At 70.5% G+C, this 26212-nt stretch carries 24 protein-coding genes; 11 read left to right on the plus strand and 13 right to left on the minus strand.

The window, feature by feature from the left end; translation table 11 throughout:
* Positions 1 to 544: 544 nt before the first annotated feature.
* From IT306_09935 to IT306_09960, 6 genes are all read right to left on the minus strand, one after another.
* Entirely contained in the window at positions 545 to 847 is a 303-nt protein-coding gene (locus IT306_09935) for a DUF2188 domain-containing protein (GenBank protein MCC7368731.1), read from the minus strand.
* A gap of 191 nt (positions 848 to 1038) precedes the next feature.
* Positions 1039 to 4497 carry a UvrD-helicase domain-containing protein gene (locus tag IT306_09940; GenBank protein ID MCC7368732.1) on the minus strand — a complete coding sequence of 1153 codons (3459 nt, stop codon included), beginning with the start codon at positions 4495 to 4497 and terminating at the stop codon, positions 1039 to 1041.
* A gap of 5 nt (positions 4498 to 4502) precedes the next feature.
* Positions 4503 to 5369, minus strand: a complete 867-nt coding sequence (locus tag IT306_09945; protein MCC7368733.1) for a helix-turn-helix transcriptional regulator — start codon at positions 5367 to 5369, stop codon at positions 4503 to 4505.
* A complete protein-coding gene (locus IT306_09950; protein MCC7368734.1) occupies positions 5366 to 5818 on the minus strand; it encodes a hypothetical protein in 453 nt (150 codons plus the stop codon). Before IT306_09950 ends, IT306_09945 begins: the two co-directional genes overlap by 4 nt.
* 9 nt (positions 5819 to 5827) lie before the next feature.
* Positions 5828 to 6451, minus strand: coding sequence for a hypothetical protein (locus IT306_09955; GenBank protein MCC7368735.1), 624 nt, complete (start codon positions 6449 to 6451; stop codon positions 5828 to 5830).
* A gap of 14 nt (positions 6452 to 6465) precedes the next feature.
* Positions 6466 to 7227, minus strand: coding sequence for a sigma-70 family RNA polymerase sigma factor (locus IT306_09960; GenBank protein ID MCC7368736.1), 762 nt, complete (start codon positions 7225 to 7227; stop codon positions 6466 to 6468).
* Positions 7228 to 7430: 203 nt separating this feature from the next.
* Here IT306_09960 and IT306_09965 point away from each other — a divergent pair, with 203 nt between their 5' ends.
* Genes IT306_09965 through IT306_09975 form a run of 3 tightly spaced genes read left to right on the plus strand, consistent with a single transcriptional unit; the run spans position 7431 to position 10367 of the window.
* Positions 7431 to 8192: a hypothetical protein gene (locus IT306_09965; GenBank protein MCC7368737.1), complete on the plus strand. Its 762-nt coding sequence runs from the start codon at positions 7431 to 7433 to the stop codon at positions 8190 to 8192.
* Complete coding sequence (locus IT306_09970; GenBank protein MCC7368738.1) at positions 8189 to 8770, plus strand: Mov34/MPN/PAD-1 family protein; 582 nt, start codon at positions 8189 to 8191, stop codon at positions 8768 to 8770. The genes IT306_09965 and IT306_09970 overlap by 4 nt, the downstream gene beginning before the upstream one ends.
* Positions 8760 to 10367 carry a ThiF family adenylyltransferase gene (locus IT306_09975; protein MCC7368739.1) on the plus strand — a complete coding sequence of 536 codons (1608 nt, stop codon included), beginning with the start codon at positions 8760 to 8762 and terminating at the stop codon, positions 10365 to 10367. Before IT306_09970 ends, IT306_09975 begins: the two co-directional genes overlap by 11 nt.
* A gap of 345 nt (positions 10368 to 10712) precedes the next feature.
* Here the strand turns inward: IT306_09975 and IT306_09980 are convergent, their stop codons facing one another.
* From IT306_09980 to IT306_09990, 3 genes are all read right to left on the minus strand, one after another.
* On the minus strand, positions 10713 to 11075 hold the full coding sequence (locus IT306_09980) for a hypothetical protein (protein ID MCC7368740.1): 363 nt from the start codon (positions 11073 to 11075) through the stop codon (positions 10713 to 10715).
* 125 nt (positions 11076 to 11200) lie between these two features.
* Positions 11201 to 11725: a hypothetical protein gene (locus tag IT306_09985; protein MCC7368741.1), complete on the minus strand. Its 525-nt coding sequence runs from the start codon at positions 11723 to 11725 to the stop codon at positions 11201 to 11203.
* A gap of 199 nt (positions 11726 to 11924) precedes the next feature.
* The gene (locus IT306_09990; GenBank protein MCC7368742.1) at positions 11925 to 12227 is read right to left on the minus strand and encodes a hypothetical protein; all 303 of its coding nucleotides are present in this window, start codon (positions 12225 to 12227) and stop codon (positions 11925 to 11927) included.
* An 887-nt stretch (positions 12228 to 13114) separates the two neighbouring features.
* On the opposite strand from IT306_09990, the gene IT306_09995 reads away from it, so the two are divergent.
* From IT306_09995 to IT306_10010, 4 genes are all read left to right on the plus strand, one after another.
* Positions 13115 to 14596: a HAMP domain-containing histidine kinase gene (locus tag IT306_09995; GenBank protein MCC7368743.1), complete on the plus strand. Its 1482-nt coding sequence runs from the start codon at positions 13115 to 13117 to the stop codon at positions 14594 to 14596.
* Positions 14597 to 14922: 326 nt separating this feature from the next.
* Entirely contained in the window at positions 14923 to 15708 is a 786-nt protein-coding gene (locus IT306_10000) for a L,D-transpeptidase (GenBank protein ID MCC7368744.1), read from the plus strand.
* Positions 15709 to 15814: 106 nt separating this feature from the next.
* Entirely contained in the window at positions 15815 to 17005 is a 1191-nt protein-coding gene (locus IT306_10005; GenBank protein ID MCC7368745.1) for a redoxin domain-containing protein, read from the plus strand.
* Between the two features lie 47 nt (positions 17006 to 17052).
* Complete coding sequence (locus tag IT306_10010) at positions 17053 to 17499, plus strand: rhodanese-like domain-containing protein (GenBank protein ID MCC7368746.1); 447 nt, start codon at positions 17053 to 17055, stop codon at positions 17497 to 17499.
* A 52-nt stretch (positions 17500 to 17551) separates the two neighbouring features.
* On the opposite strand, the gene IT306_10015 is transcribed toward IT306_10010, so the two are convergent.
* Complete coding sequence (locus tag IT306_10015) at positions 17552 to 18664, minus strand: C39 family peptidase (GenBank protein MCC7368747.1); 1113 nt, start codon at positions 18662 to 18664, stop codon at positions 17552 to 17554.
* 369 nt (positions 18665 to 19033) lie between these two features.
* Here IT306_10015 and IT306_10020 point away from each other — a divergent pair, with 369 nt between their 5' ends.
* On the plus strand, positions 19034 to 19651 hold the full coding sequence (locus tag IT306_10020; protein ID MCC7368748.1) for a sortase: 618 nt from the start codon (positions 19034 to 19036) through the stop codon (positions 19649 to 19651).
* A gap of 169 nt (positions 19652 to 19820) precedes the next feature.
* Positions 19821 to 20477, plus strand: a complete 657-nt coding sequence (locus IT306_10025) for an isoprenylcysteine carboxylmethyltransferase family protein (GenBank protein MCC7368749.1) — start codon at positions 19821 to 19823, stop codon at positions 20475 to 20477.
* A gap of 339 nt (positions 20478 to 20816) precedes the next feature.
* On the opposite strand, the gene IT306_10030 is transcribed toward IT306_10025, so the two are convergent.
* On the minus strand, positions 20817 to 21635 hold the full coding sequence (locus tag IT306_10030) for an IS5 family transposase (protein ID MCC7368750.1): 819 nt from the start codon (positions 21633 to 21635) through the stop codon (positions 20817 to 20819).
* Between the two features lie 88 nt (positions 21636 to 21723).
* On the opposite strand from IT306_10030, the gene IT306_10035 reads away from it, so the two are divergent.
* On the plus strand, positions 21724 to 22641 hold the full coding sequence (locus tag IT306_10035) for a hypothetical protein (protein MCC7368751.1): 918 nt from the start codon (positions 21724 to 21726) through the stop codon (positions 22639 to 22641).
* Between the two features lie 11 nt (positions 22642 to 22652).
* Positions 22653 to 24065, plus strand: coding sequence for a 4Fe-4S binding protein (locus IT306_10040; protein ID MCC7368752.1), 1413 nt, complete (start codon positions 22653 to 22655; stop codon positions 24063 to 24065).
* An 851-nt stretch (positions 24066 to 24916) separates the two neighbouring features.
* Here IT306_10040 and IT306_10045 read toward each other — a convergent pair.
* The gene (locus IT306_10045; protein ID MCC7368753.1) at positions 24917 to 25357 is read right to left on the minus strand and encodes a DedA family protein; all 441 of its coding nucleotides are present in this window, start codon (positions 25355 to 25357) and stop codon (positions 24917 to 24919) included.
* Positions 25358 to 25443: 86 nt separating this feature from the next.
* On the minus strand, positions 25444 to 26211 hold the full coding sequence (locus tag IT306_10050) for a sulfite exporter TauE/SafE family protein (protein MCC7368754.1): 768 nt from the start codon (positions 26209 to 26211) through the stop codon (positions 25444 to 25446).
* Position 26212: the final 1 nt, after the last annotated feature.

The raw sequence follows: 26212 nt of genomic DNA on the forward strand, positions 1-26212 counted from the left end.
ACATCTTATAATGCATGATTACGACTCTCCACTCGAAGAAAAACGCCCCGCAGGGCGTTCACTAGATCGCTCTGGTGGACCTGAGGGGAATCGAACCCCTGACCTCTTCCATGCCAAGGAAGCTACCCCGGGCAGGGGTTTTTCGCTGAGGCGGCCGTGCTCGTCCGGGATCCGCTGCCATGGAAGCCGCGCCGGGATTCCAGGCTGCGGGGGGAGTTTACGCCACCTTTTGCCTACCAGGCAAACCGTTGGCGTCGCGCGATTATGCGATCTCGACCGAGCAGGTGTCTCTATTGAGCGAGAGCCGCTGCCCCTGCGCGCGGCCCGATGCCAGTGTAGTGGAGCGCCGGCAATCAGGTCACCTCGCTCCAAGGCGTGCCACGCTGTACAGCACGGCAGCGACATACTCGATAGCGCGACGGCGATCGACCTCGCGAAGCTCCTGCAGCAGGTCGAATAGCCTTCCGCCACCCGTCGACCCTGTCCAGGGATGGCGCTCGGAGACTTGCCCGTAGGCGGTGCCCAGGGTGCGTCTACTGGCTGACTACTTGGTGTCCCGCGGCGGGTTCGGATCATTTCCGGGCGCGACGGTATCGGAGTCGCGGATCTTCCCGTCCTTCCCTTTGATGGTCAGCTCACCGCCACCGATGTTACCCAGGATCTCCCTGCCTCGCTGCATCGCCTGAACCTGGGTGTCGGTGTGCGCGCTGGCGCGCTTGCCGCCGGGCCTGACGACGTCCCAGCCTCCCCCGGGGCGGGCCTGCACGGTCCGCCGCTCAGGGCCTTTGGACTTCCCGCCAGTTCGGCCGCCCCCGCCACCCTTGCCGCTGCCGCCCTTACCCGCCATGAGTTGTCCTCCTAGCCTGTGACTCCCGCGGCGTGACGGTTCAGGCAGCCTCGCTGCCTGGGCCCCGTTCGGGGTACCTGCCGCGTCTTGAATCAGTTAGTCGTTCACGCGCCGCGGAATGCGAAACGAGCCAGAGGCCCCGGGGGAAGGCCGAGCCCTTCCCGTTTCGCCCCGTCTCCGCTGCCACTGGGCTAGGCGGGGCAGATCAGGTTGAAAGGGCATGGTGGGCAGTGCTCGAGGCTCTGCTTCGGTCGGAACCCGCCGGCCTCGATGGCGCGGATGAGCTCGGCCATCTTGCCGGTACGGTTCGAGATCACCCTTGCGGTCGGGTCTGCTGGCTGCTCCAGCCCGCTCAGCGGGTAATACAGTCGCACCTCGAAAGGCACCCCAGCGTGGTCCTGGTGGTGCAGCGCCGCGTAGAGGGCGAGGCGGTGATCGTCCTTGTGGGACTTGGCGGGCCGGCCGAAGTGGTAGCGGCGGTAGATGTGCTTGCCGTCGCGTACCTCCTCCTCATCGACGTTGACCTCCACGACCCGTTTGTCATCGAGCCGGAGCGCCGCGCGACGACGGATGGTGACCTGCAAGCCCGGCGCTAGGCGCTCGGAGAAGGCGCGCACGAGGCGCTCGGCGCGACGTCGGTACCCCCGCTCGTACCAGTGGCCCACCAGACCGCTGTCGTCCCAGTGCCCGGCCAGGTGCGCGAGCGCGGCCGCGACGTCCGGCGGAGAGCCGCCGGACGTTTGATTTGCCATCCACGAGAGGGTCGCATACACGGCGCGGTGGAAGAGGATGGAGCCGCGCTCCTCCCCGCGCAGCCCGTAGACATGCCCGTACTTGAACCGCTGGCCGCACGCCTCGTAGTCCTCGAGTGCACCGAACGGCACCTCGGCAGCGAGCACCCAGGGGTCACCTGACCGAGCGGCTGGCGTGGGCACGGGGGCGGCACCCGTCGGCTCCGCTCGGCCCACTCGCAGATACCCCGCCGGCTCCAGGGCGTCGACCAGCGGCTGGAGGGCGGGTGCGGGGATGGCAGTCCCGCGATTGCCGTACCTCTCGGCGTGGCTGAGGACCAAGTGGTCGCGGGCACGGGTCGCGGCGACGTAGAAGAGGCAGAGCTCCTCGATCCCTTCCTCTTCGTCGGTGGTCCCACGGATCAGACCGGGCGGGAGGGGCAGCGGGTCGCGCTCGGCGAGCGGGAAGCGGCCGACGGCCAGGTTTGGCACGAAGACGACGGGCCACTCGAGTCCCTTGCTGCGGTGGACGGTCAAGACATGGACCACGTCGCTGGCGACGAGGGCATCGTCCGTGAGCCCCAGCTCACCGGACTCCAGGCACGTGCGCACGAAATCGATGAACGCCGCGGTGTCGCCACCGCCCATCAGCGCGCTCCGCTCGCCGAACTCGCGCGCCAGATCGGCCACCTGTCCGAGCGTTGCTAGCTGGCGCCGGCCGGCCGGTGAACCGTCGGCGAGCAGCTCGCGTAGCCACGTGGCGTGCTCGAACAGGTAGGCGGCCAGGACACCCCAGGGAGTCGCGAGGTGACCGAGCGCACCCGCCAGCGCCTTCAGGTGCTGCGCCCGGCCCAGCCCCTCGGCGCTCAATCCTTCGACCTCCCCATTGACTGCCGCGAAGAGTGCGGCCCGCGCCGACCGGCCGCGGATCTGCGCCGTCCGGAGTAGGCGGCGCAGGTCCTCCTCCGCCAAGTGATGCTCGGGCAGGCGCGCCAGCCGCACCAGGCCCTGCGGGTCGTCCGCGGCGAGCAGCAGGACCCCCAGGAGATCCTTGAAGGCCGCGCGGTCCTCGAGCGCCCCGCCCCAGTCGGTCGGGACGCCGGCGGCCTCCAGCGCATCCGAGATCTCCTGCGCCTGGGCCGTCCTGCGACAGAGGACGGCGATGTCGCCCGGTGGTCGGCCTGCGATCTCGCCCTTGACCCGCTCCACCAGCGCGGCCAGCTCGTCGGCACCCGTACCGGCCACCGACAGCTCCACCGCGGCTTCGGCCCGCAGCCGTCCCCGGTGGGCGCGCAGCTCGGCGACCGGAAGCGGCCGGCCGTCGGATCCGGCCGGTAGCGGGATATCCACGGCCTGGCCGGCTTTGACCACGTCCTCGACCGAGCGGTAGTTCCACACGAGCGGGATCACCTCGGCGCCCGGGTAGTCGTGTCTGAACTCGCGCAGGTTCACCGGCGACGCGCCGCGGAAGCGGTAGATGCTCTGGCGGGGGTCGCCAACGGCCCAGACGATGCCCCGCCCGCCGTCGAGGGCGTGGACCAGGCGGCCGCTGGCGTAGTTGATGTCCTGGAACTCGTCGACCAGGATGAAGTCCCACCGCCCGCGGATGTCGTCGGCCACACCGGGCACGTCGAACAGGCGGACCGCCTCGGCGATCAGGTCCCCGTAGTCCAGGTACCCGCCCTCGCGCAGCCAGGCCTCGTAGGTCGCGTAGACCGCGGCCGCGTCGACACACTCGGCCGCCCTGCGGCGCTCGGCTGCGAGCGCCTCTGCATCGTCCTGGTCGGCAGGTTCCGGCCGTGCGGCAAGTTCTTGTTGCCACTCCGCCGCGGACCGCGCGACGTCCTCGGGCCCGCGCAGCTCGTCCTTGGCCCTGGAGATGGTCTGGAGCAGGCGCCGCAGGTTGCGCGAGGGTCGGTGGAGGTCTTCGAAGTTACCGAGCGGCAGCTGCCCCAAGCGGCGGCGCAGCAGCACGAAGGCGTCGATCTCCGTGAGGAGTTGCGGGTCTTCTTTCAGCCCGAGATGGTGGCCGTAGGTCTGCAGGAGCTGGAACCCCAGCGAATGGAAGGTCGCCACGTCGATGGCGTGGGCCTGCGCTGGCAGGAGCGAGGCGAGGCGCGCCCGCATCTCCTCAGCCGCCTTGTTGGCGAAGGTCAGCGCGAGGACGCGGTTCGCGGGCACCCCCCGTTCCTGCACGAGGTAGCGGTAGCGCTCGGTGAGCACACGGGTCTTGCCGGCGCCGGGCCCGGCCAGCACAAGGCCCGCCCCGTCCACGGTGGCGGCGGCCTGCTGCGACGAATCCATGCCGGGCACCGGCCGGTCGCCCGCCGACGGGGCCGGCGCCAGCGGCGCCGGTCCGGGCAGGAGGGCGGCGGCGAGCTGGTTGAGCATCGCCGTGCGCGTCACGCCGAAGTAGGCGGCGAGGCGACGCACGGTCCAGCTCGGGTCGCCGAGGACCATGGAACGCACTCGCTCAACCGGCATCAGCAGCTCGGCGGCGAAGACGTTGGCCTCGAGCTCCCAGCGGTCGCGGTCGCTGTAGGCCCGGTAGACGCCGTCCTTGACCGTCAGGGCCCCGACGTGCGGCGCGTCGTCGATCTGCTTTGGGCTGTCGTCGAACCGGCGCGGCGGGTGCTCGAGGGCGCGGTGTCCGAGCTCGTGGGCGACGGTGAAGCGCTGCCGCGCCGCCTCCTCGTCCGGGCGATAGCCGATCACACCGTCGTCCAGGTACAGGCGACCGGACACGTTCTCCGGGAGCTCATCGTCGGGCACGACCGACAGTTGGTAGAGCTCGCGGGCGATCGCCTTGAGGTGGGCATGGCTACCGGCGTGCAGGCCGAACGGCGGGCGCCCGGTGCGCCGCTCGTATGCACTGAGCACGTCGGCCGCGCGTCGACGGATGATCGCCCAGTGGTCCACGGCTTCTAGCCCTCCCGACCCTCGGTCTCCAACCACGCGCGCCGGTGCTCGTCGGTCAGGTCCGGCGCGCTCGCCAGCGCATCGCGGAACGGCACGAGCCCCCGCTCGTCGGCTCCCGCGGGCTGCGCCACGCTCGCCTTCGACGTGCCCCTGCGCCCCTGGGTGCCGGCGCGCGCGTGCGCCAACTGGGCCGTACGGGCCCTCGGGGCTATGCACCGGCGCACCTCGGCGGCGCCGATGCCCAGCTCCTCTCCCAGCCCCTCGAGGAGTGGCTCGGGCACGGTCTCCGGGTCGATGCGGCCGCGCTGCAGCTTGAGCGTGACGCTCGGGGGCACCCGGAGTCGCCCCGCCAGGTCGTCGTGGGTCACGCCGGCGCGAGCCAGCAACCCCGCGAGCGAGGCCGGGTCGTGCGTCGAACCGGCGCCGGACTGGTCGGGCGCGCCGGCGGCGACCGGCAGCACGACCCTCTCATGGATCTTCACACCGAGTGCGTCGGCGACTTCCTGGACCCGTTCCAGGCTCACGCCGGCGTAGCGAGTGGCCTCGTATCGCTGCACCTGCTGCTTCTTCAACCCGAGTCGACCGGCCAGCGCCTCCTGGCTCAACCCGGCCGCCGCCCGCGCGCGGATCAACGCCTCCGGCAGCTCGCCGAGGGAGGCCAGCTCGAGGACCGCCACCTGCCCGCGGCGCAGGGCTTCGTACTCGGCGAGCTGCTCGCGCAGCTCCTCGACCTGGCTGTCGTACTGGTCACGCAGCGCCTGCCGCGCTCGGGGAGGAAGGGAGGCGCCCTCCTCGTCGACGCCGGCACGGGCCTGCTCGAAGCGCTCCAGCCAGCTCTTGGTGATGCGGTACTGCCGCTCGTTCGTGATCATGGTAGGCCTCCTAGATCGATCGCGACGATGCCCTTCGGGTCGCCGGTGTCCCTGTCGCGCTGGAAGAAGTCGAGGTACGGCGTGCCCCTCGGGTCCGCCGCCGACTCCGCGATGAAGAGCTCGCCCCCGAACGTGGCCTTCTGGGCCGCCCGCCGATTGCGCCAGTCGAGCAGGACCGGGGCGAGCTGGTCCAGGCTGTCGAATTCGACGTCGGCCATCTCCCAGCAGGCATCGAAGTCGTTGGGCGCCTCCTTGGCGGTGACGAAGCTGCCGTCGATGTACGCCCGCCGGCACCCGGCCCGGCGGAGCGAGTCGAGCGCGGCCTTGAGGCCGGCGAGCAGCGCCAGGCGGTGCGGGGTGTAGCCGTAGCGCGCCAGGAGCCCATCCCAGGTAGCCTCGTGGATGCCGGGTGGCAGGTTGCCCGTGGCCGCGTCGAATGGCGGGAGCATAAGACAATTCTACCGTTGTCTCTCTTCCCGATCAAGGCCGCCGCGCCGCTCCAGCCAGTCGCGGCGCTGCGCCGGGGTCAAGTCCTCGCAGCTCGCGAGCAGCGCACGGAATGGCTGCGGGGCTGGCCGCTCGCCCGTAGCCGGCCGTCCGGTGCCGCGGGCGTGCCCCGCACTGGATCGCCGGATGGGAGCCGTGGCCGTCGCTCGCAGGACATCGAGCGCTTCCTCGGCCGTCCGCCGGAGCACAGCCCCCAGTCGACTCAAGAAGACCGGGTCGATCGGCTCGTCGTCATCCGCGATCAGCCGGCCGCGCTCGACCCGCACGATGAAGCTCACGGGCACATTGATCGTGGCTGCAGCCTGCTCGCGGGAGACGCCGGCCCCGGCCAGCGCCTCCCGCAGCGTCTCGGCTCCGCAAGCATCCTGCACGGCCTGCTCGCGCAGCCTCCGCGTGGAGGCGGAGGACTCCGGCGGCTCCGGCACTCGGTCGAGCGCCCGCTCCACCTCGAGCAGCGTAGTGATGAAGTCGACGAGTTCCTCCCGGTGGTGCGGGTGGCGAGCGACGACCTCCTCCAGCGCCGGCGCCTGTCCCGCCTCGTGCGCTTCGAGGTATGCCACCTTGATCTCGTCCACGTCCCGCTCGGCGCTCATGTCGCGTCCCCTTCTAGTCGTTGCGCGTACATCGCCCGGAGCGTGGCCAGCGCCTGCTCCAGGTCGGTCTGGGCGGTCTTAGCCGACACACCGACGCGGGCGGCGACATCGGCCCACGCCCGCCCGTCGAACAGGCGATCCTCGACCACCCGCCGCTGGCGCGGCGGCAGCTGGCCCAGCCAGCCCACCGCCGTCCGGCCGAGGGCCTGCTCCGCGATCCGCGCGTAGGCATCCTCACCGGCCGGGTCCGCCACCTCCAGCGGCCGGGCGACTCGCTCGCCGCTTGCCGCCGCTGCCGCTCGCTCGTTGGCGGCCTCGAGGCTCAGCAGGGTGAAGCCTGCCGAGTTCGGTGCGCCCGCCTTCGTGAGGCCGTGATGCACCCGCACTTTCCTGATGGCGTCGATGATCAGGGTCTTCACGACCAGGTTGAAGCGTCGTTCCATGAGGGCGTTGGTGCCCGAGGTGTCGCGGACCCGCCGGCAGAGCTCGGCGAACATCTCGGCCACCGCGTCCTCGATCAGCTGGGGCGCCTCGTCGAACGCGGCGCGGGCGTAGCGCTCGAAGCGCCGCTCGAGCCGACGGGCCAGTTCTCCGACGATCGACGTGGCCCGCGCCCGCGCCCGCACCGCCGCCTCGGCCTCCCCCCGCGCGCGTCGCTCCTGCTCGGTCCGGAGATGGCCCCGGAGCTCGCGGACCATCTCCTCGGCTTCCCCGGGACCGAAGACCGGGTTGCCGCCGCCCAATCGCTGGCTGCTCACGCTCCCGACGCTCCTCATGTGGTGCGGCCGCACCATGATCGAGACCCACGCCAAGATAGTCGTCCGTCCCGGGGAGGAAGCGAAATGGCCCACGGCAAGGAGCAGCGGTCCGTCGGGCTTCGCGTCGCCGCGGCGCCGAACGACCATCCGTGTCGAGGGGCGGTCGAGACGCCGCCTCCGCAGTCCAAGAGGAGGCACCGCAGATGCCGACGCACGCCACGACGATCCCGACGACGTACCACCTCAGGGTGCTGGCCCAGAGCGGGAAGAAGGCCGAACTCCAGGCGCCTTCGAGCACTACGGTCCGCCAGCTGCGCGACGCCGTGCTGGATGCCCTCGGGATCCAGCCCGATCCGAACGTCGTCTGGTTCCTCCATTATCGGGGCGAGCAGCTCAACGACGATGCGGCGACCCTGGCCCAGGTCGTCGGCGAGCACGACTCGGATAAGCAGGTCATCCTGCACCTCAAGAAGCAGCCGTTCGCCGGGGCCTCCGCCCCGGCGGCGGTCGCCCCCGAGCCGACCCGCACCTACATCGAGCGGGCAGTTGCCGAGCTGCAGGAGCGGGCCGAGGAGTTCGCCATCGTGGCGATCGACGTGGCTGGCGTCGACGTCTACGTGACCTTGCTCGCGCGCGACCTGGGAGCCGGTCGCGACCGCTACACCGTCCGCCTGAGCTGCACCGGCTACAACCTCGAGCCCCCATCCGTCACGATGGTGCACCCAAGCACCCGCGCCGAGGTGGCCGACGCATGGCCGGACGTGCCAACCGGCCCGGGCGCCATCTTCCGGCCCAACCCCGGTAACGTGCGCGACGCCTTCGTCTGCGCGCCCGGCACGCGCGAGTGGTACGGTCACGGACACGTCGAGTTGCGGGGGCCCGAGCACTGGACGCTCGCCAACATCGTCGAGGCGATCCATTTCAGCCTCAACTCGACCGGGTACCGCGGGCGGTGTCGGCCGTGAGCGCGCTCGACACCCTCCTAGCAATGCTGCCGACACGGCGCCCGCGGCTGCGGGTCCTCGGGGCGACCGGCCGGCCCGCCCACCTGGAGACCCTGCTCGTGCCGCGCACCATCGTGGGGGCCAGCCTGACGCACCTGCAGGCCGGCGGCGCCCGCGGCTGCGAGGAGTTCGCCTTCTGGAGCGGCCACGTCGTCGGCGACCGGATCGGCATCGTCGGGCGCGCCTTCCACCCGCGCACCAGCCAGGGGTACGGCCACGTCATGATCGACGACGACGCCCAGCTACTGTCGATGACGGAGCTCGTGCACGAGCACGACGAGCTGGTGCTCTGTCAGTTGCACACCCACCCGGCCGATGCCTGGCACAGTCCGACCGACGACCAGGGCGCCTTCACCGACGAGGTCGGCTTCCTGTCGCTGGTGCTGCCCTCGTTCGCCTCGGGCGGCCTCGAGACGGCGGAGGCGTTCCGCCGGACGCAGCAGGGGTGGGTCCACGAGGGGCGCGCGGTGACGACCGGGCTGGTCCAGGTTTTCGGTGATCTTCTGCGCTACGACGGAGCCAACTGGCATGACGACTGAACAGAGCCGCGCCGAGCTGTTCCTCAGCCAGGAGCTGGGCGTGTCGGACCTCCCCCTCGCGCGGACGCGGCTGGCGGCGAGCGAGATCGCGCTGGTGATCTCCCGCGAGCTCGCCGAGGACCGCCTGGCCCAGCTTACCCTCCTGACCGCCGCGAACATACTCTGCCGCCTGGGACCGTACTGCCCGGCGATCACCGTCTCCGCGCCCCAGGCGGCCCGGGTCGCCCCGGGCGTTCCACTGCTTCCGGCCGGCGCGGCGCTCGCCCCGGCGCTCTGCCAATTCATGACCGAGGTTCAGCGGCCCGCCGACCGCTCGGCGCGTCGATACCGGGTCGCCGGTCCCGCAGAGCGCTTCGATCTGGCCTTTGCCATCGGCTCCACCAGCGTACTCGCGGGCCGAACGCTCTACGCCTGGTACGAGCGATGGACCGGCGGGTTCCGGAGCACGCCCCGGCCGCCCCGCTACCACGGGCCGAACCCCTTCGGGGCGCTGCTTGCCGGCATGCTCGGGGCGACGGCGGCCAGTCGGCTGCTGCTGGCCCGCGTGGCGGCTCCGGCGTCTTCGCCGCGGCCACTGCCCTCCGAGGCGACGCTGTCGGCCTACTCCTATAGCCGTCCGGACGATCCCGCCGCGGAGCCCGACCTCCCCGCGGTGGTCGATCTGCGACCGGCCGGTCCGACGCTGCTCGTCGGCGGTGGCGCGGTGGCCTCCGGGGTGGCCTTCGCCCTCGCGAGTCTGGGCCGTGCGGCCGGGACCCTCGACGTGGTCGACGACGACGCGCTGGACGCGACCAATCTCGAACGACACCTGATCTCCGCTTGGACCGACATCGGCGCACCGAAGGCGCGCCGACTGGCCGAGGTGTTCGGCAATGGCGTCTGGAATGGCCTGCACCTGCATCCCCGCATCTGCCGCTACGAGGCGCTCCCTCCGCAGCCTTGGCCTACCGTCATCGCCGCCGTCGACCGGCCGGACCCGCGGCGCCGACTCGAATTCGACTTGCCGAGGGTGCTCTTGAATGCCGGGACGGTCGGTTCCGAGTTCGTGGTGTCCCGCCACGATTATGGGGCCGGGCCATGCGCGGAGTGCCTGTACCCGGAGCGGCCGGCGGCGGTGAAGTCGCCGACCGAGATCGTCGCCGCCCAAACGGGACTCAGCGTCGGCGAGATCTTGGATCTTCAGGCGACCGGCGCACCGGTCGGCGCCGATCAGCTTTCCCGCATCGCAGGTTCGGGCGGCCTGGTCTTCCCGCCGGATGCGCTCTCCCGCGCCGCTCGCGAGGGCATCGGCGCGCTCGCGAGCGCTGCCTGCACCACCGCGGTAGTACGGCCGAGCCAACCGGTCGCCACGATCGGCTTCGTCGCGGCGTTGCCCGGCCTCCTGCTCGCCGCCGAGTTGATAAAGGAGGCGGCGATGGGCGCCCTGGCTACCGGTCGGCCACCCCTCTCAGGGAACCGGAACATCTTCCGGATGGACACCTTCGGTGGCTTGGCCGACGAGTTGGAGCACGCCAAGTCCAGCCGCGGCTGTCGCTGCCGGAACAAAGTCATGCAGGCCGCCTACCAGCGGCGCTGGACCTGGGCAGCGAACGCATAGCCGGTCACCTGGCGGGGGCGCAGCCATAGCTGCGGGCAGGGAGACCGGGCGACTGCGTCTGAGCCGGCAAGTCATCTCCGCGTCAAGGCGTCCCACACTGCGCAGAACGACGTGGCATTTTGGACCGCGAAACGGTCCCGGGCTCGCCGTACTGTTGGACGGTGCCGGCGGCCCGGGCTGCGGCGATGTTCCGCCGCAGCTCACTCCGTGGGCTGCCAGTGAAGCTCGCGACCGGGCAGGATCGCGAGAGCCGCTGCGAAGCACGTCCGGAACGTTCAGTAGGGTTAAGAGGTCTCAAGCAGACGTCACTGACTACCTGCGCCGCTTCGTCGTCGGCGCTGAGGACTACCTCGACGACTGGCTCACACGCGAGAGATCGGGGTGACGGGACCGTGTTGAGCAGGGGCTGATGAGGCTGTTGGTCACCGTCTCCTGGTCGGCGTAGCCGTTCACCCCGTGCCGGCCGGTGCGCCCTTCGGGGCAGTGTCGCCGGGGTGCCGAGCGCGGGTATGCGTTCGCCTTCACCGCGATGAGGATGTCGGGTGGCCGTCCCCCGACCTTGGCCGAGATGACGGGGCCGGCGCCCCGGTCGACGCGCCGCGCGTCACCGCGCTCGGCACCCGGCCTGACGCCGGGCAGCGTCGCGAGAGCCTCTCTGGCTGCGCCCGCGAGGTCGGCAGCATCGCCGTTCTTCGCTGAATCTGCCATGCTCGCTGCACACCGAATTTGGCAGATTCAGCGAAGAGGGGAGCAAGTGCGCTTTATGCCCGGTGATGTGAGCGGAGCGCGAATGCCCCTGCGGTTTCTCGGTGAGCCGGCTGCGTGACTGGCACTCACTCGTGCTCGCCCGGCGTTGCCGGGCCCCGATCGGAGTACGCCGCGACGATGCGGCGGTGGACCTCCTCGATCGGCAGTCCCGCGTCGGACCAGTCGGCAGCGTCGAGCGCTTCGTCCTGACACGTCTCGCAGAAGGCGGCATGCGGCTCGATCTCACCCGCTGGCGTGATGAAGCAGTCCTTCAGGTTCGTGTGGGCGCCCGCCTGGAAGACGCCACAGCCGCAGTAGCAGGGGAGTGCCGCCATGACGTCGAGGCGGGAGTGGGCGGCGGTGTAGGCCGCCCGGCCCCGCGGCATCGTGTCGACCCAGGCCGGGAAGTTGACCCCTGGCCCGGTCGATCCCCCGCCGGTCGCGCCGGCGCTCGTGGGGGCAACCGAGGCGGCAACCGACGCCGCGGGCGGTCCGGCCGCGATGGCGGTGCCCGGCAAGCGACTGCAGCCGGCGCCTACGAGCCCCAGGACACTGAATCCACCGAGCAGCGCGATCGCTCGTCGTCGGGAGTAGCGAGTCGCGGTCATCATCGTGTGCTCACCCAGCGTGGGCTCAGCCCGAGGCGCCCACCAGTGTCAAGACGACGCTTGGGGTTTCGGGGCTGTCGGTCGTCAGCGTGATCTCGAAGCGGTGCGGCCCGCCCATACCCGCGTGCATGATGTATGGGTAGCGGACGACGAGGGTCTCGCCGGGCTTGATGGCCGTCGAACTGACGGCCGGCGTGGCCGGTCAACAGCCCTCCAGCATCTTGACTTGCGGCCGTCCCGTCAGCCGGACCTCGCTCCCGCCGGTGTTGGCAAGCTCAAAGCGAGCTTCCTTCATCACGTCGAACGGGACGCGACCGAGGTCGATCGTTGGCTGGCTGGCGACCAGCCGGCCCGGGGCGTCAGCATCCACCGCCACGGCCGGGGTTGCCGGTCGAAGCCAGATGACCAGCCCGGCGGCGACGCCGGCCAGCGCGAGCAAGCCGGCGACAAGCAAGGGGAGCCTGAGTCGGCGGGCGGTCCGCGTTCGGCTGCGTCGTCGTGACATCGAAAATGACCTCTCTCCGCTGGGGGGCCGCGAAGCGCGAGCATCGTTCGCTCACGATGATGAAACGCGACCGACCTGAGTGGAGGCTGAGACCCGGCTGAGAGTTTCCTGAGGACCAGCGCGTCAATTGACGAAGCGATAGAGACCGAGGTAGTAGGGCTGTACCCTCTCGGGTTCCGGAGCCTCGACCAACGGCGGTGCGGTTCGCTACCGACCGCAGGCCGTCGCCGCTCAGCGAACCCTCAGGTCGCCCACAGGACGCTCACAGCCTGGTATCGGACACTATCCGTCAGCCTTTGGAGCGGTCGGGGCTGGGGACTCAGATGGCCGAGGACAGACGGGCGACATATCCAGACGTTGCGCCATCCCGGTGGAACGGCGCGCGTCACGAGCCGACCAGTCCGCCGACGAGTCCGGCGATGCGCGCGCGTACGATGCTTCAAGTCACGCGCCGCGCGCTCGCGGCGGCCCGCTTCGATGCGACGGTTCACCGCTGGGCAGTAGGGCTGTTCCTCTGCATGACCGGAGCATTGCTGCTCATCGCCCCGCACCAGATGCGTGGGCCGGTGTACGAATCCTCCTCGGCCTGGCTCCTTCCGCTTGGCGTCGCGCTCTTCGGGATCGGCGGCGCGCTGATCGGCGTGTCCGTGCTCATGCCGCCACGCCAGTTGGTCGTGACAGCTCACCTCCTCGCGGGCAGTGGGATCCTGCTACTGACGTACAACGCTGCCGGCGCACAGGCCTGGAGCGAGGCCGCGGTGTACGTCACGTTCGCGGTCACCACGCTCCTCGCGCCGCTGATCGAACGGCGGTCGGGACCGGTCCGTCACGCGCCGGACCTCTTCGCGCTGGCGCTCGGCGCGTCGGCGACGTTCGGCGGGCTGCTGATGCTGCTTGCTGCGAACCAGTTTGGCGCGCCAACGTACGATCTCGTGCGATCCCACCTCGGACTGTTCGGCGTGCTTCTCGTGATGAGCGGGGCTGCGCTGGTGGCCGTCCACGCCCGGCCAACCACCCCTCTGCGCCTCGTGCGAGCGGCCCACCTGGCGGTTGTGCCCGCGTTTCTCGGCGTCGCCGTGTCTGTGCTGGCCGCGCCGGTACACTGGACGGACGTCGGGTACTGGTTGGGCTTCGGGGCGCTGACGGTGGCGCTGCCGTGGGTGGGCCCGCAGCTTCGTGCGATCGACCCGCAGGCACTTCGCATGCAGCTGTCAGTGCTCGTTGCGTTGCTCGTGTCCTTCCCCTTGATCGTCGCGATGGCGGTCGACGGGGCGTTACACGCAGAGCGAGACGCCGCGGCCCGTGACGCGACCTACGGCTTTGTGCTGCTCGCGGTCGGGGCCGCGGTCGCGGCGAGTATCTGGATGGGGAACCGGTTCGCCCAGCCCCTGCGTGACCTCGCGGAAGCCGTGCGAGTCATCGCGGAGGACGAGCACGCGTCGGTCGCATCGCCTCACGGCCCAGCGACCGAGCTCGCTCGCCTCGCACGTGACTTCGACGACATGCGCGCGCGGTTCGGTGAGCGCACGGCATTGTTGGCGGGACTGTCGCTCACGAATGCGCGGCTCCACCGGGAAGCCCACCAGGCGCTGCTGGCTCGGGATCGGTTCCTGAGCATCGCGGCCCACGAGCTGAACACCCCGGTGACCAGCATGCTGGGCTTTACCCAGCTCGCCCTGCGGCAGGTCCGGCACAACGAGATCGACGCCAGCCGACTGGACGCCGCCCTCACCAGGGTCGAGCGGCAGGCCGTCAAGCTCACGCGTATGATCGCGCAGCTCCTCGATCTCTCGCGACTGGAGACCGGCGAGCTTCAACTCGAACGTCATCGCATCGATGTCGCGGCACTCGTTCGGCGTGCGGTTGAGGACATCCAGCTCGCGGGTGTTCGGTGTCCGATCGTCGTGTCCGCGCCTTCGCGGCTCGAGGCCTGGGTGGACCCCATCAGAGTAGAGCAGGTCGTAACGAACCTCGTCAGCAATGCCGTCAAGTTCAGTCCGGCCGAATCCGCGGTCCACGTCGAGCTCGCCGCTCACGGCAACACGATGCTTCGATTGGCCGTGCGCGACCATGGTCCGGGGATCCCGGCCGAGCACGGCGAGAGCATCTTCCGGGCGTTCCACCAGGTGCAGCCAACCGACGTCCGGTCGGGTCTGGGCCTCGGGCTGTTCGTGAGCAGCGAGATCGTTCGCCATCATGGAGGGACGCTCGCGGTCGAGCATCCGGCGGACGGTGGCGCGCAGTTCACGCTCCTGCTTCCATCGTGCGCCCACAGTGATGCCCCCGACCCTTCGGCATGGTCGATCTCGGCCACTGGTGACGCACCGGCTGCCCGTACCTCTGCCGGCGGCGAGGCTCCGACTTCCTGACCGGCTCCGCCAGCAGGAGGACTCCGCCGCACACGGTGACTGGCCGCGCCGGCGTCCCCGGCGGCGCTACCCATCAGCCGTAAACGCTCAGGAAGCCCTCAGCCTGTCGTCAGCACCGCCTCAGCCAGGTCGTGTTTCCTTCACGGACACGGACTCCGTGGCGGCGGAACGCGTCCCGTGTACGGACGCCCCCCGCCGGGTGGTGTCCCAGATGCTCGGCGCCCCTCGCGAAGCAAGAATCCGCGCACGGCGGCTCCGTTGTTTCCCGTACAAGGTGGACGCGGGTGCCCCACGCCGATCGACGCGGTGGCGCCAACGGAGGTTGCGTGATCTCGCGCCGTGCTTTCCTGCAAGCTGGACTTGCCCAGGCTGGCCTTGCCGCCGTCATCAGCCTGCCGCTCGCGACGGTTGCCGCGGCTGCCTCGTGTACGACCGACACGGGCGACCGGCCCTTCTCGCCGTGTGGGTCTGACGGCGTGCTCGCCCGACCGGCCGGTGACCCGCCGTTCGAGCCGCGATGGGTGGCCACCTTCCTGCCGACGAAGCTCTGGCCGACCGCGACCGAGATCGACGATTCGGTCGGACCGGTCGAGCCGGGCGCGCTGTTCCGGGTCGACGCCCCGCAGCGGGGCTACCGCCTGTTCGTCTGGGATCCGCGCGAGAACCGTCACGTCTTCCTCGGATCGGAGGCGGTCGGACCGGCCGACGAGCCATTCTGGTCGGCGTTCGCCGACGACGGCCGCTGGATCGACGTGAGCCTCGGGCTGCCGCAGCGCCTGCGTGCCATGCAGGGCGACCAGGAAGTGTTCCGCGACCTCATCACCGCCGGGATCGACCGCAGGACGAAACCCGGCTTCTACCGCATCCTGCGTCGCGTCGCGAACGAGACGATGGACAGCCGGACCGTCCCGGATGCGACGCGCTCATACCTGCTGAAGGACGTCCTCTATACCCAGTACTTCCACAACGACGGGTCGGCGATCCACTACAACTGGTGGGCTGTCACCTGGGGTGCCCCCGGCTCGCAAGGCTGCCTCGGGATGCGCCTCAACGGCGCCCGCTACATGTGGGACTGGGCCACCGTCGGCACGCCGCTCGCCATTCACGAGTAGCTGACGACCGGGGCTGACGACGGATTGACCGTACACGCTCCGGCCCGGACCTCGTGGTCGGCGCGGGTAGCACGGAGGTGAGATGCAGGGAACGACGAGTGGTGCGGTGAGCGGGCGCGCTAAGCGATCGCGGCCACGCCGCCAGCAGCTCGGCACGACCGTCGTCTGGCTGGCGGTGCTCGTCCTGGTGCTTGGGGGCCTGCTGGGCGTCGCGGCGTACCTCGTGCTCGGCCTGCCGGCACCGGGCAGCCCTGGTGCCAGAGCGCCTTCGAGCGCGCAGGGTGGCGCGGCCTCCCCGGGTGCCGGGATGGTGCCGGCTCCGGAGGGGCCACCGGCGCCACGCCCGGGTGCGCTGGCGCCGGACATCGCCGGGCTGGCACTGGACGGGTCGCGCGTCGCGCTCGGCGACCTGCGCGGGAAGACGGTCATGGTGAACTTCTGGGCGAGCTGGTGCCCGCCCTGCGAGCGCGAGATGGCCGATCTCCAGCAGCTGTACGCCGAGGAGAGCAGCGCGGGCTTCGTCGTCCTGGGCGTCAACGAAGGCGAAGCACCGGAGCGTGCGCAGACCTTCCTGACACGGAAGGGGATTACCTTCCCAAACCTGGTTGATCCCGACATGAGCATCACCAGGCGCTACGAGGTGTTCGGACTCCCGAACTCCTTCTTCGTCGATCCCGCCGGCGTCGTTCGCGCCCGGATCGTTGGCCCGATCAGTCTGGAGCAGATGCGTAGCCACCTCCAGCAGGTGCGCCAGGGCTCGACCGTCCAGCAGGCGAGCATCCCATCGTTGTTCGCCGCGACGAGCGCCCTGCACGATCGGCCGGTCGCCGAGGTGGCGGGCGGGCCGATCACCCTCGGCGAGGTCAACCGGCGGATCGACCTGGAGCTGAGCCTGACGGCGATTAAGGGGGGCCTCGTCACCGACCTGACCCGCCCGGAGCGCAGCGAGGAGCTCCAGCAGCTCCAACGGATCATGACCGAGCGGGTGGTCGACGAGCGTGTCGTCGCACGGCGCGCCGGCGCGGCCGGCATCGCCGTCACGGATGCCGAGGTCGACGCCGACCTCGCGCGGACGGCCGGCGAGGCCGGCCTGACGCCCCCGGCCCTCGTACAGGCCCTCTCAGAGCGTGGCTCGGACATTGCCGTGCTCCGGGACAGTCACCGCGCCGCCAGCCTGATCGGAAGGTTCGTGGCCGAGCGCGTGCTGACCGGCCAGAATGCTGAGGGGCTCGACGACTACGAGCCGTGGCTCGCAGCGGCGCGCGCGGCTGACGGCGTCCGGATCCTGCTCCCGTGAGACATGGCGCTCGTATGAGAGCGCGTATGAGATAAGGAGACAGCGTGATGAGGGTCAGGCAACGGGGGGTGGTCGTCACGGTTGGCATCGTCGCGATGATGGCGGCCACCGTGCTCGCGGTCACGATGCTGCGCCCCGGAATGGCCGCGTCCGGCCCCCAGACAGCACCGAGCGCCGGCGGCTTCAGGAACGTCGGTCCGGCCGAGCTTCAGCAGATCCTGGGATCGAGCGACCCCGTCCTCGTCGACGTCCACGTGCCCAACGAGGGGTACCTGGCCGGGACGGACGCGCGGATCCCGTACACCGAGGTTGCCGCCCGGATCGGCGAGCTACCGGCCGACCGCGACGCCCCGATCGTCCTCTACTGCATGAGCGGCCGGATGAGCGAGATCGCGGCCAGGAGGCTCGTCGACCTGGGCTACCGCAACGTCGCGCACCTGGCCGGGGGCATGGTCGCCTGGCGGGAGGCCGGCCTGCCCGTGCTGTCGGAGTAGCCCCACCAATCCCCCGCCGAGCGCTTCACCGCACGGCCAGATGATGACTGGGTCACCGCGCGTCGGCGACGGCCAGCGCCGCCAGCGGGGCGTCGCTGTTGGACCAGGCGCGCAGGAGCTGCGCCGCCGTGATCCGGCCCTCCCCCCGCCCCGACCACGGCACCGGGTCGCTAAACAGGAAGTCGTCCCCGTCCACCCCGGTGAGGACGAGGTAATGGTCGTAGGTGACCGCCGCCCACTCGCGTCCTGGCATCAACCGGTACCGCAGCTGCGGGATGACCGGGTGCCCCGCCCGGAGATGGGTCCGGACCTCGTCGAGCGTCCAGCGACGGTAGCGCCGATTCTCCAGTAGCCCCTGACCCTCCAGGCCGTACGACTCCACGACGCCTTCGAGCGCCTCCAGCAGGAAGCCGGTGTCCGGCCCGGACGTCCCCTGGAAGCGGTGGGCTTGCTCGCGCAGGCGCGCGGTCGGCACCGTGATGCCGTAAGCTTGCAGGATCATCCCGATGCTCGCCGGGCCACAGTTCGCGCCGGCGGCGGCGCTCCCGTCAAGCTGGGTGCGATAGGGGACGCTCAGGGCGACCTGCGCCGCGCCGAAGGCGAACGGACCGTCCCACGGACGCAGCAGACCCTGCGTCGGTCCGGCCTGGACGGCGCTGGCGTCCACCCAGGCCAGGATGGTGTCGAGCCCGCCCGGCAGGCCGAGACGGACGGGTATCCGGCCGTCCCGGATCGGCCCGGCGGCCTCGAGTACGGAGAGGCGTGGCACCTGAGCGAGCACGGTCGAGTCCGGATGCCCGTCGTCGCGCAGGGCGACGTCGCGCACGCTGACGAGCGGCCCGGCCAGAGTCGTCGCGCCGTCGTCCACTACCTCCGGTGGTAGCTCCGGCGCGTCGGCAACCTGCTCCGACCCGGGCTCCGCCACGTCGGCCGGTAGGTCGGCCGGCGTGATCCGCGTGACGACGGGGCGCCTGACCGGAGCCCACTCCACGGGAGGCGCAGCCGGGACACCCGGCCAGACGATCGCGGAGCGCAGCGCCGGCGGCGTGTCCGGGGTCGGCGCCGGGATCGCGGTCCAGGCGGTCACGGCCAGGGTCACGAGGACGAGCGCATGGCGGGCGAGGTGACCGGTCGTCGGCTGCGTGCGGGTACGGATGGCCTGCATGGGGCCGATTATCCGGGAGACATTGAAGACCTGTCTACGGTCTGCGAGACGGAAGAGAGCGGGCGGGGCGAACCCTCAGCGAACCCTCAGCCGCGCCTCAGCACGCGTTCAGCCACCCGGCCGACTGTCCGGTGAGAGAACCGCGTGCCGCGCGGGTTGGGCGCAGGGCGCGAGCAGACTCGACCTTGGAGAGCTTCTGTGGGCGGACACTGGTACAGCAGCAGACCGACAGATGACCCAGAACGTCGATCGCGGGCCGGAGGGCGTCTCGCTCGGCGGCATGCCCTGACGCTCCTGGCGACGGGCGTTCTTGCCGGGCTCGTCGGCGTGTCCGCGCGGTCGGCAAGAACCGCGCTCGGTGCTCCGCTGATGACAGATCCAGCGCGCAGCCCCGAGGCCATGGCTCCACCGACGCCGGGGGTGCCGGGCCGCACCGGGACCGAGAGCCCGCTCGGCGGCGTGCCGCCCGTTCTTGGCCCGGTCGTGGAACAGAATCGGGTTCTGCCCGTGCCGAGGCAGTGGCCTCCGTCGCCGCGCGCGCTCCCGACCCGCGGGTTTGGCGTTCGGGAGCAGCCGCCCGAGCGACTGCTCGTGCCCGCCATCGCGGTCGACGCCAGGGTCATGCCGATTGGAGTGCGGGTGGACAAGCAGGGGCAGCTCGTCTGGGAGACGGCGCCGTTCGCGGTCGGGCACCACCAGGGCACGGGCGTGCCCGGTCTGCCGGGCAATCTCGTGCTCTCCGGCCACATCAGCAGCCCGAGCGAAGGCGATGTCTTCCGGCGGCTCCCGGACGTGACGGTTGGCGATGGCATCGTCGTCGTCACCTCGGAGCGCCACTGGCTCTACCTGGTCACGGCGACACTGGTCGTCACGCCGGACGCCGTTCAGTACATCGAGCCCACCCTCGACCCGGTGGCTACCCTCATCATGTGCGTCCCGGACGGCGTGTACTCCGATCGCCTGATCGTTCGCGCCGCGCTCGTGTGATGCCGCGGAGCGTTCTCCGGCCTGTCATGCCAGCAGCCTCCGTGGTGCCGCCCCCGACGCTCTTCAGGACATCCTCAGGGGCCTCTCAGGGCCAGCACAGCATCGGCCGGTACGCTGAGCGTGAACGACAAGAGAACTGGCCCAATGACCTTGCCTTCGGGAGACTCCCATGCCTGATGAACCCGCCGCCTACGGCCTCTGGCCGATCGTCGTGGTGAACTCGGCGGTGCTCCTGATCTTCGCGTTCAGTTTCACCCGCCCGCGCTCGCCCCGGGACTGGCGCTCGTTCGGCGCCTTCGCGGCCTTCGTGGTCGCCCTGTTCACCGAGATGTACGGGTTCCCGCTGACCATCTACCTCCTGGCGGGCTGGCTGGGGGGGCGCTTCCCCGAGCTCAATCTCCTGACCCACAACGGCGGGCACCTCTGGCAGACCATGCTCGGTCTGCCCGGCGACCCGCACACCAGCCCGCTCCATCTGGTGAGCGATCTGGTCATCGTCGCCGGGTTCATCCTCCTCGGCGCCTCGTGGAAGGTCCTGTATGCCGCCCAGCGCACGGGACGCCTCGCCACGACTGGCCCGTACGCGCGTCTGCGTCATCCGCAGTACGTGGGCTTCACCCTGATCATGGCCGGCTTCCTCCTTCAGTGGCCCACGCTGCCGACGCTTGCCATGTTCCCAATCCTCGTCACGATGTACGCCCGCCTGGCCCGTCGCGAAGAGCGGGACGCCATGGCCATGTTCGGCGACGCCTACGTGCAGTACGCCGCCGCCACGCCGGCCTTCGTGCCGCGCCCCCGGCCCCGTGCCGTACCCTCGGCAGCGTAGGTCGCACGCGGGAGCCGCGAGAGCTGGCGACGGCTTGGTGCGCGGTGCAGGTTCGTCAGGTGGGCTGCTCACAGCGACGAGGGCGGCGGGAGATCCCGCCGCCCTCGTCATCATCCGGCTCGGTGAGTCCAGTCACATGCCCTGGCCCGCACCGTCACAGCGGGCGATTGACTCCATACCGCTGGTCGGCGGGGAGGCTGCTCCTCAGGCAACCCTCAGGTGCGGCTCAGCGTGGATTCAGGGCCGGTCCGTATTACTAGCGAAGCCTCACTCGTCCCGCCGCGCGATGGTGCCCGGCGCCTCGTCGCGGGGCCGTCTCGTCTAGAGCCTGTTATGGACTTACGTCAGGCCGAAGTAGGCAGTAGCGCGGGCGAGTTCGAGGCAGGCGAAGGCGACGAGATGCAGACCGGCCAGGACGGAGAGGCGGCGCTCGTAGTCTCGGACGAGGCGTCGGAAGCGGGACTTCCAGGCGAAGGATCGCTCCACGACCCAGCGCCTGGGAAGGAGGACGAAGCCACGCTTGGCCTCGGGCAGCTTGACGACCTCGAGGCGGATGCCGTGGGCCAGGGCCGCCTCGGCGGGGTCAGCGCCCGTGTAGCCCTGGTCGACGAACGCCACCTCCACCGTCCCGGCGGTCACAGCTTGCACTTGCCGACTCAACTCGGCCACCTGGGCGCGATCCTGGTCGTTGGCCGGCGTGACGTGCAGGGCCAGCAGGTGGCCGAGGGTATCGACCGCCACATGCACCTTGCTCCCCTTCCGCCGCTTGGCCCCGTCGTAGCTGGCATGCGCCCCACTCTCGGGCGTGCTCTGGAGGGTCTGGCTGTCGTAGATCACCGCCGTCGGCTCCGGCGCACGCCCCTCCGCCAACCGGAGCAGCGCCCGCAGGTCATGGATGATCGCTTCGAAGCTGCCAGCCGCCAGCCAGCGTTGCGTCTGCTGGTACACCACCGGCCACGGCGGCAGGTCGTGCGGCATCCAGCGCCACTGCCCACCGGTCTTCACGATGTAGCGCAGTCCGTTGAACACCTCCCGCAGCGGGTACGTTCGCTGCGGCGCATCCTCCGTCATCAAGGTCAGGTACGGGGCGACAAACGCCCATTCGTCGTCGCTCACATCACTCGGGTACGACTTCCGTGCGGGAGTGACATCGCTCATGCCCCCACTTTACGGAAGCCGTGGCCCAAAGTTCATAACAGGCTCTAGGACGGCCCCGCGACGAGGCACACTCCCGAGAGGAGAAGAGATGCGTCGAACCGCTGTCGCCGTCGCCGCGCTGCTCCTGGCGGCCGGCACCACACCCGCGCTCGCGGGCGGTGGCCTGCCAAAGGTCGCCAGCATCGAGGTCGGTCCCCACCGGGCCGCCGTCCACAACGACTCGCCGTCGCTGCTGACCGGCAGCAACACCCTGACCGTCGAGATCGGCGACCTCACGGCCGATCACCGGGTGAGCCTCATGCTCATCGGTCCGCGCGGCGAGCAGATCGCCGTCCCGCTCGGCCCGGTCATCGTCCTGGACGGGCCGGGCGGCGGCCACGGCGGTGGCGAAGCGAGCGCCCCGAATGGTGAGGACAACCATGCGTCTGTTCCTGCCGACGACCACGCCGCCGCGCCGGCCGCGTCCTCGGCGAAGGCCGACACTCATGGCACGGTAGCCAGGGACGCCCACGGCGCCGCGGAGAGCCACGGGACGAGCGTGACGGCACCGGCCGCACGGGACAGCCAAGGCGCCCCGGTGCAGGCGAAGCTCGCCACCGCCGTCGACAGCCACGCGGCGAGCCCGGCTGCCGCCGATCCGCACGGGGCCGGCACCCAGGACGGCCACGCCACTACCGCGTCCTCGCCGAGTCCGGCCACCGGACATGACGAGGCCGGGCCGGCGGCGGCGGATGCCGACCACGGCCATGAGACTCAGGAGTACATGGCGCGTGGCGCGGTCTCGCTCCCCTCGACCGGCACCTGGACCGCGCGCCTCGTCATCCGTGACGCGCACGGCGAGGAGATGGTCGGTGAGGCGCCGGTCCAGGTCGAGCAGGGCGGCCCGAATCGCCTGTATCTCGGCGTCAGCGGCAGCCTGATCTTCGGCTCAATGCTCTTCGGCATGATCCAGCGGCGTCGGGAGCCGACCCGCTCGCGCGACCCACGCTCGCGCACCACGCGCTAAGGAGCGGATCGATGGCTCTCCGACAGCCGGCGCGCCCCGAGCGCGCCCCCACCCCCTTGACCATCCTGACGGCCGCCGCGCCAGCACCCCACTCGCGCGGCCTGCTCGACAACCCGCTCGTCCTGGGGTTCCTCCAGAGCCGCTACTACCCGGCCGTCTTCACCTACCCGGTCCTGGTCGTCTTCGGCTACATCATCTACTCGCTGCTCTGGGGGCCGGCCGCCGCCTCGGCGAACCTCGGCACCAGCCTGACCTGGGTGCTCTGGTGGCCGCTGATCCCGCTGGCGATGTTCGCGCTCGGGCGCTTCTGGTGCGGGATCTGCCCCTTCGGCACGACCATCGACCTGGTCCAGAAGGTCGCCGGCCTCGGCCGCCCGGTGCCTGCATTCCTGAAGAAGTACGGCATCTGGGTGATCGACGCCGTCTTCCTGCTGATCACCTGGGCCGACCACGTCTTCGGTATCGTCGAGTCGCCGCGTGGCTCCGGCTACCTGCTCGGGCTGCTGGTGACGGCCAGCGTCGTGACGGCCGTCTTCTTCGAGCGACGGACCTGGTGCCGCTACCTCTGCTTCCTCGGCGGCCTCTCGGGCAACTACGCGCGGACCTCGGGCATCCAGCTCCAGGCGACCCCGGACATCTGCGCCACCTGCAAGGACCAGTACTGCTACAAGGGAAGAGACGGCATCCCCGGCTGCCCCGTCTTCGAAGTGCCGCGCACCATGAACAACATGGCGAACTGCAACTTCTGCGCGGCCTGCATCAAGTCGTGCGAGAAGGGCTCGCTGCGGCTCTTCCTCAGGAAGCCCACCAGCGAGCTCTGGTTCCTGGCTCGCCCGAAGTTCGCCGAGGCGTTCCTGGCGGTCGTCATCGTCGGGATCGTGCTGGTCCAGAACATCACGATGCTCTCGTTCTGGGAGCCGCTGATGACGACGCTCCAGGGCGTCCTGCTTGGCAGCCGGGTGGCGGCCTTCACGTCGGTCTTCCTGGTCGCGATGGCCGTCCCGTTCGTGCTGATGCTGGCGGCGGCAAAGCTGACCGGCGCCCAGACCGGCGAGGACATCGCGCGGACGTTCGCCCGCTTCGGGTACGCGGTGATCCCGCTGGACCTGGCCGGGCACATGGCCCACAACTTCTTCCACCTGTTCGCCGAGGGCAAGGCGATCCTCTTCAACACGGCCGCCCTCGCCGGCACGTACGTGACGGGGGACGCCGCCCTGGTCTCGACCCCGACCATCCAGGCGATGCAGTTCGCCGTGCTCGCGCTCGGCATCGGCGGCTCGATCTTCACCGCCTACAAGATCGCCCAGCGCAGTCCTGGCCAGGCCACGCCCCTCCGTGCCTTCGTGCCCCAGCTCGTGGTGCTGGTCATCTTCGGACTGGTGAACGTCTATCTCTTCACCCTCCCGATGGCCCACCGCGTGTAGGGACGGGGATGGAGCTCTCATGACGAGCGTGACAACTCGCGTCGCCCTACTGGCCCTGGCCGGGGCGCTGACCGCAACCGCGCTCTCCATCAGGCCCACCGTCGAGCGGTCATCCGAGAGCGCGCCACCACCGCTGCCCGAGCTCCTCGCTCGGGCAGCGGGCGGCGACCCGGTTGCGCTTGATACCGCGCCGACAGGGAGGGACCCGCCCCACGCAGGCGACCCGTCCGATGCGCGGTGCGGGAGTCCAGGCCGCCGAAGCGCCCCCACCGAGCGCATCGGTCTGGTTGATGGTCTTGGGGCCAGTGACCCTCTTCCTCGGCCTTGTGTCCTGGGCATACCTTGACCGACCTCGACGCCAGCGATACATGGCGCTCGCGCACGCCGCTGAGAGAGCGCACTCCGCGGCGGCTGCGGCCGCCAATCCCTGCAGCCCGGGGTTGGTGAGTGAGCAGCTACCTCACCTCGAATTGTGGCGAGGTAGTCTGCTCGGACTTCCGAACGGCGTGCGGCTTTCACTGGTGTCGTGGTGGCCCGTGGGCCGCGATCGCGACCGTCCGGCAGCCTGACTGGAAGGAGTCCAGGCTTCTCACGTCGGCGTACGCGATTCCAGGTGATCCCAAGCCCAACGTACGAGGGCCAGGCAGCACTTGCCTGGCCCTCAACTATCCCTGGTGCAGCGTTCCGTGTCGGGCGTTGCCTGGGAGTACCAGGAGCAACCCGCCTTGAAGAGTGCCCAGCCGCCATCTGCCCCGAAGCCGCCGTTAACCGAGCTGTTGGTCGGGAGGGATCGGGGCAATGCTGCTACCTCGCACGTGCATCCTAGCCACGGGGCCAGGCCACCGTGTCGCTCACAGGACGTGATGCGCTCCGACCATGACGGCGACGTACCGCGCCAGTTTGCCGGCGACGACCCAGACCGTGAAGACGAGCAACGGTAGCCGCACGGCGCCGGCGACGACGGTCAGCGGGTCGCCAATGACGGGTAGCCAGGAGAAGAAGAGAATCGGCGCCCCCCACCGCTCGTAGGTCGTCCGAGCCCTGGTGAGCCGGTCGGACGACGTGCCCACGTGGCGAGCCAGGGAGCGGGCCGCGCCGGCCCCGATGCAGTAGTTCACGATCGCGCCGAGGGAGTTGCCAAGGGTCGCCACGGCAACCGTCAGCACAGAGTCATACCCCGACCTCGCCATGAGCGCCACTGCCAGCTCTGATGAGATCGGCAGGAGGGTCGCGGCGAGGAAGCTGACGAGCAGCAGGCCGAGGTAGCCGGTTCCGGCGATCAGCTCATCCACCACGTCGCGCCTGCGCCAACGGGCGCTCAGTCACGTCGCCGATGCGTCGCGCCTCGATCAGGCCGAGCCAGTGCCGTCTCGGCACGCTACAGGAACCAGTAGACGAGGGTGTCGTTCGCTCCGGCCAGCAGGAGCACCGCCGCCGCGAGCGGCCGCAGCCACGCATCCAGGCGCCGCGCACCCGCCAGATAGCTTCGGGTCGCGCCGAGACCGGCGCTCAGCACCGCCGCCAGGCCGAGGAGCGGCAGGGTCGTGCCGAGCGCGAAGGCGCCCGGATAGACGATCCCGACCGGCGAGGCCAGCGCCAGCGGGATCGTCAGCCCGAAGAACAGCAGGAACAGCGTCGGGCAGAAGGCGAACGCGAAGGCGACGCCGAGCACGAATGCGCCGCTCGTGCCCGGCCCGGCCCGCGCTTCGAGCCACTCCGAGAGTCCCTGGCCAACCGTGAAGCGCAGTGGCGGCCAGCCGAGCAGGTGCAGCCCGAGCAGGATCATCAGCGGCCCAAGCGCCTTGCGCGCCGCCACGACAACCGGGATCGAGCTTTGCGCGGCTTCCCGCCCGAGCAGGATGACCGCCACGCCGACGACGGTGTAGACCAGCACCTTGCCGAGCAGGTACGCCAGCGCCCCGCCCGCGACAGATCGCCGCTCGCCGGCCCCGCGGACCACATACGCCAGCGCGCTCGCGTTCGTGGTGAGCTGGCAGGGGCTGGTCGCCCCGAGCAGCCCGAACAGGAGCGCGCTCACCAGCGGGATGCCGATGCCGTCCCCGAGCGAGCGGACCGGGTCGACCACCGCGGCGTTGAGCGCACTCAGGACGGCGTACCAGGACATGACCAGCCCGCGCAGGTCCACC

This window comes from Chloroflexota bacterium, assembly GCA_020850535.1.
Lineage (GTDB): Bacteria > Chloroflexota > UBA6077 > UBA6077 > JACCZL01 > JADZEM01.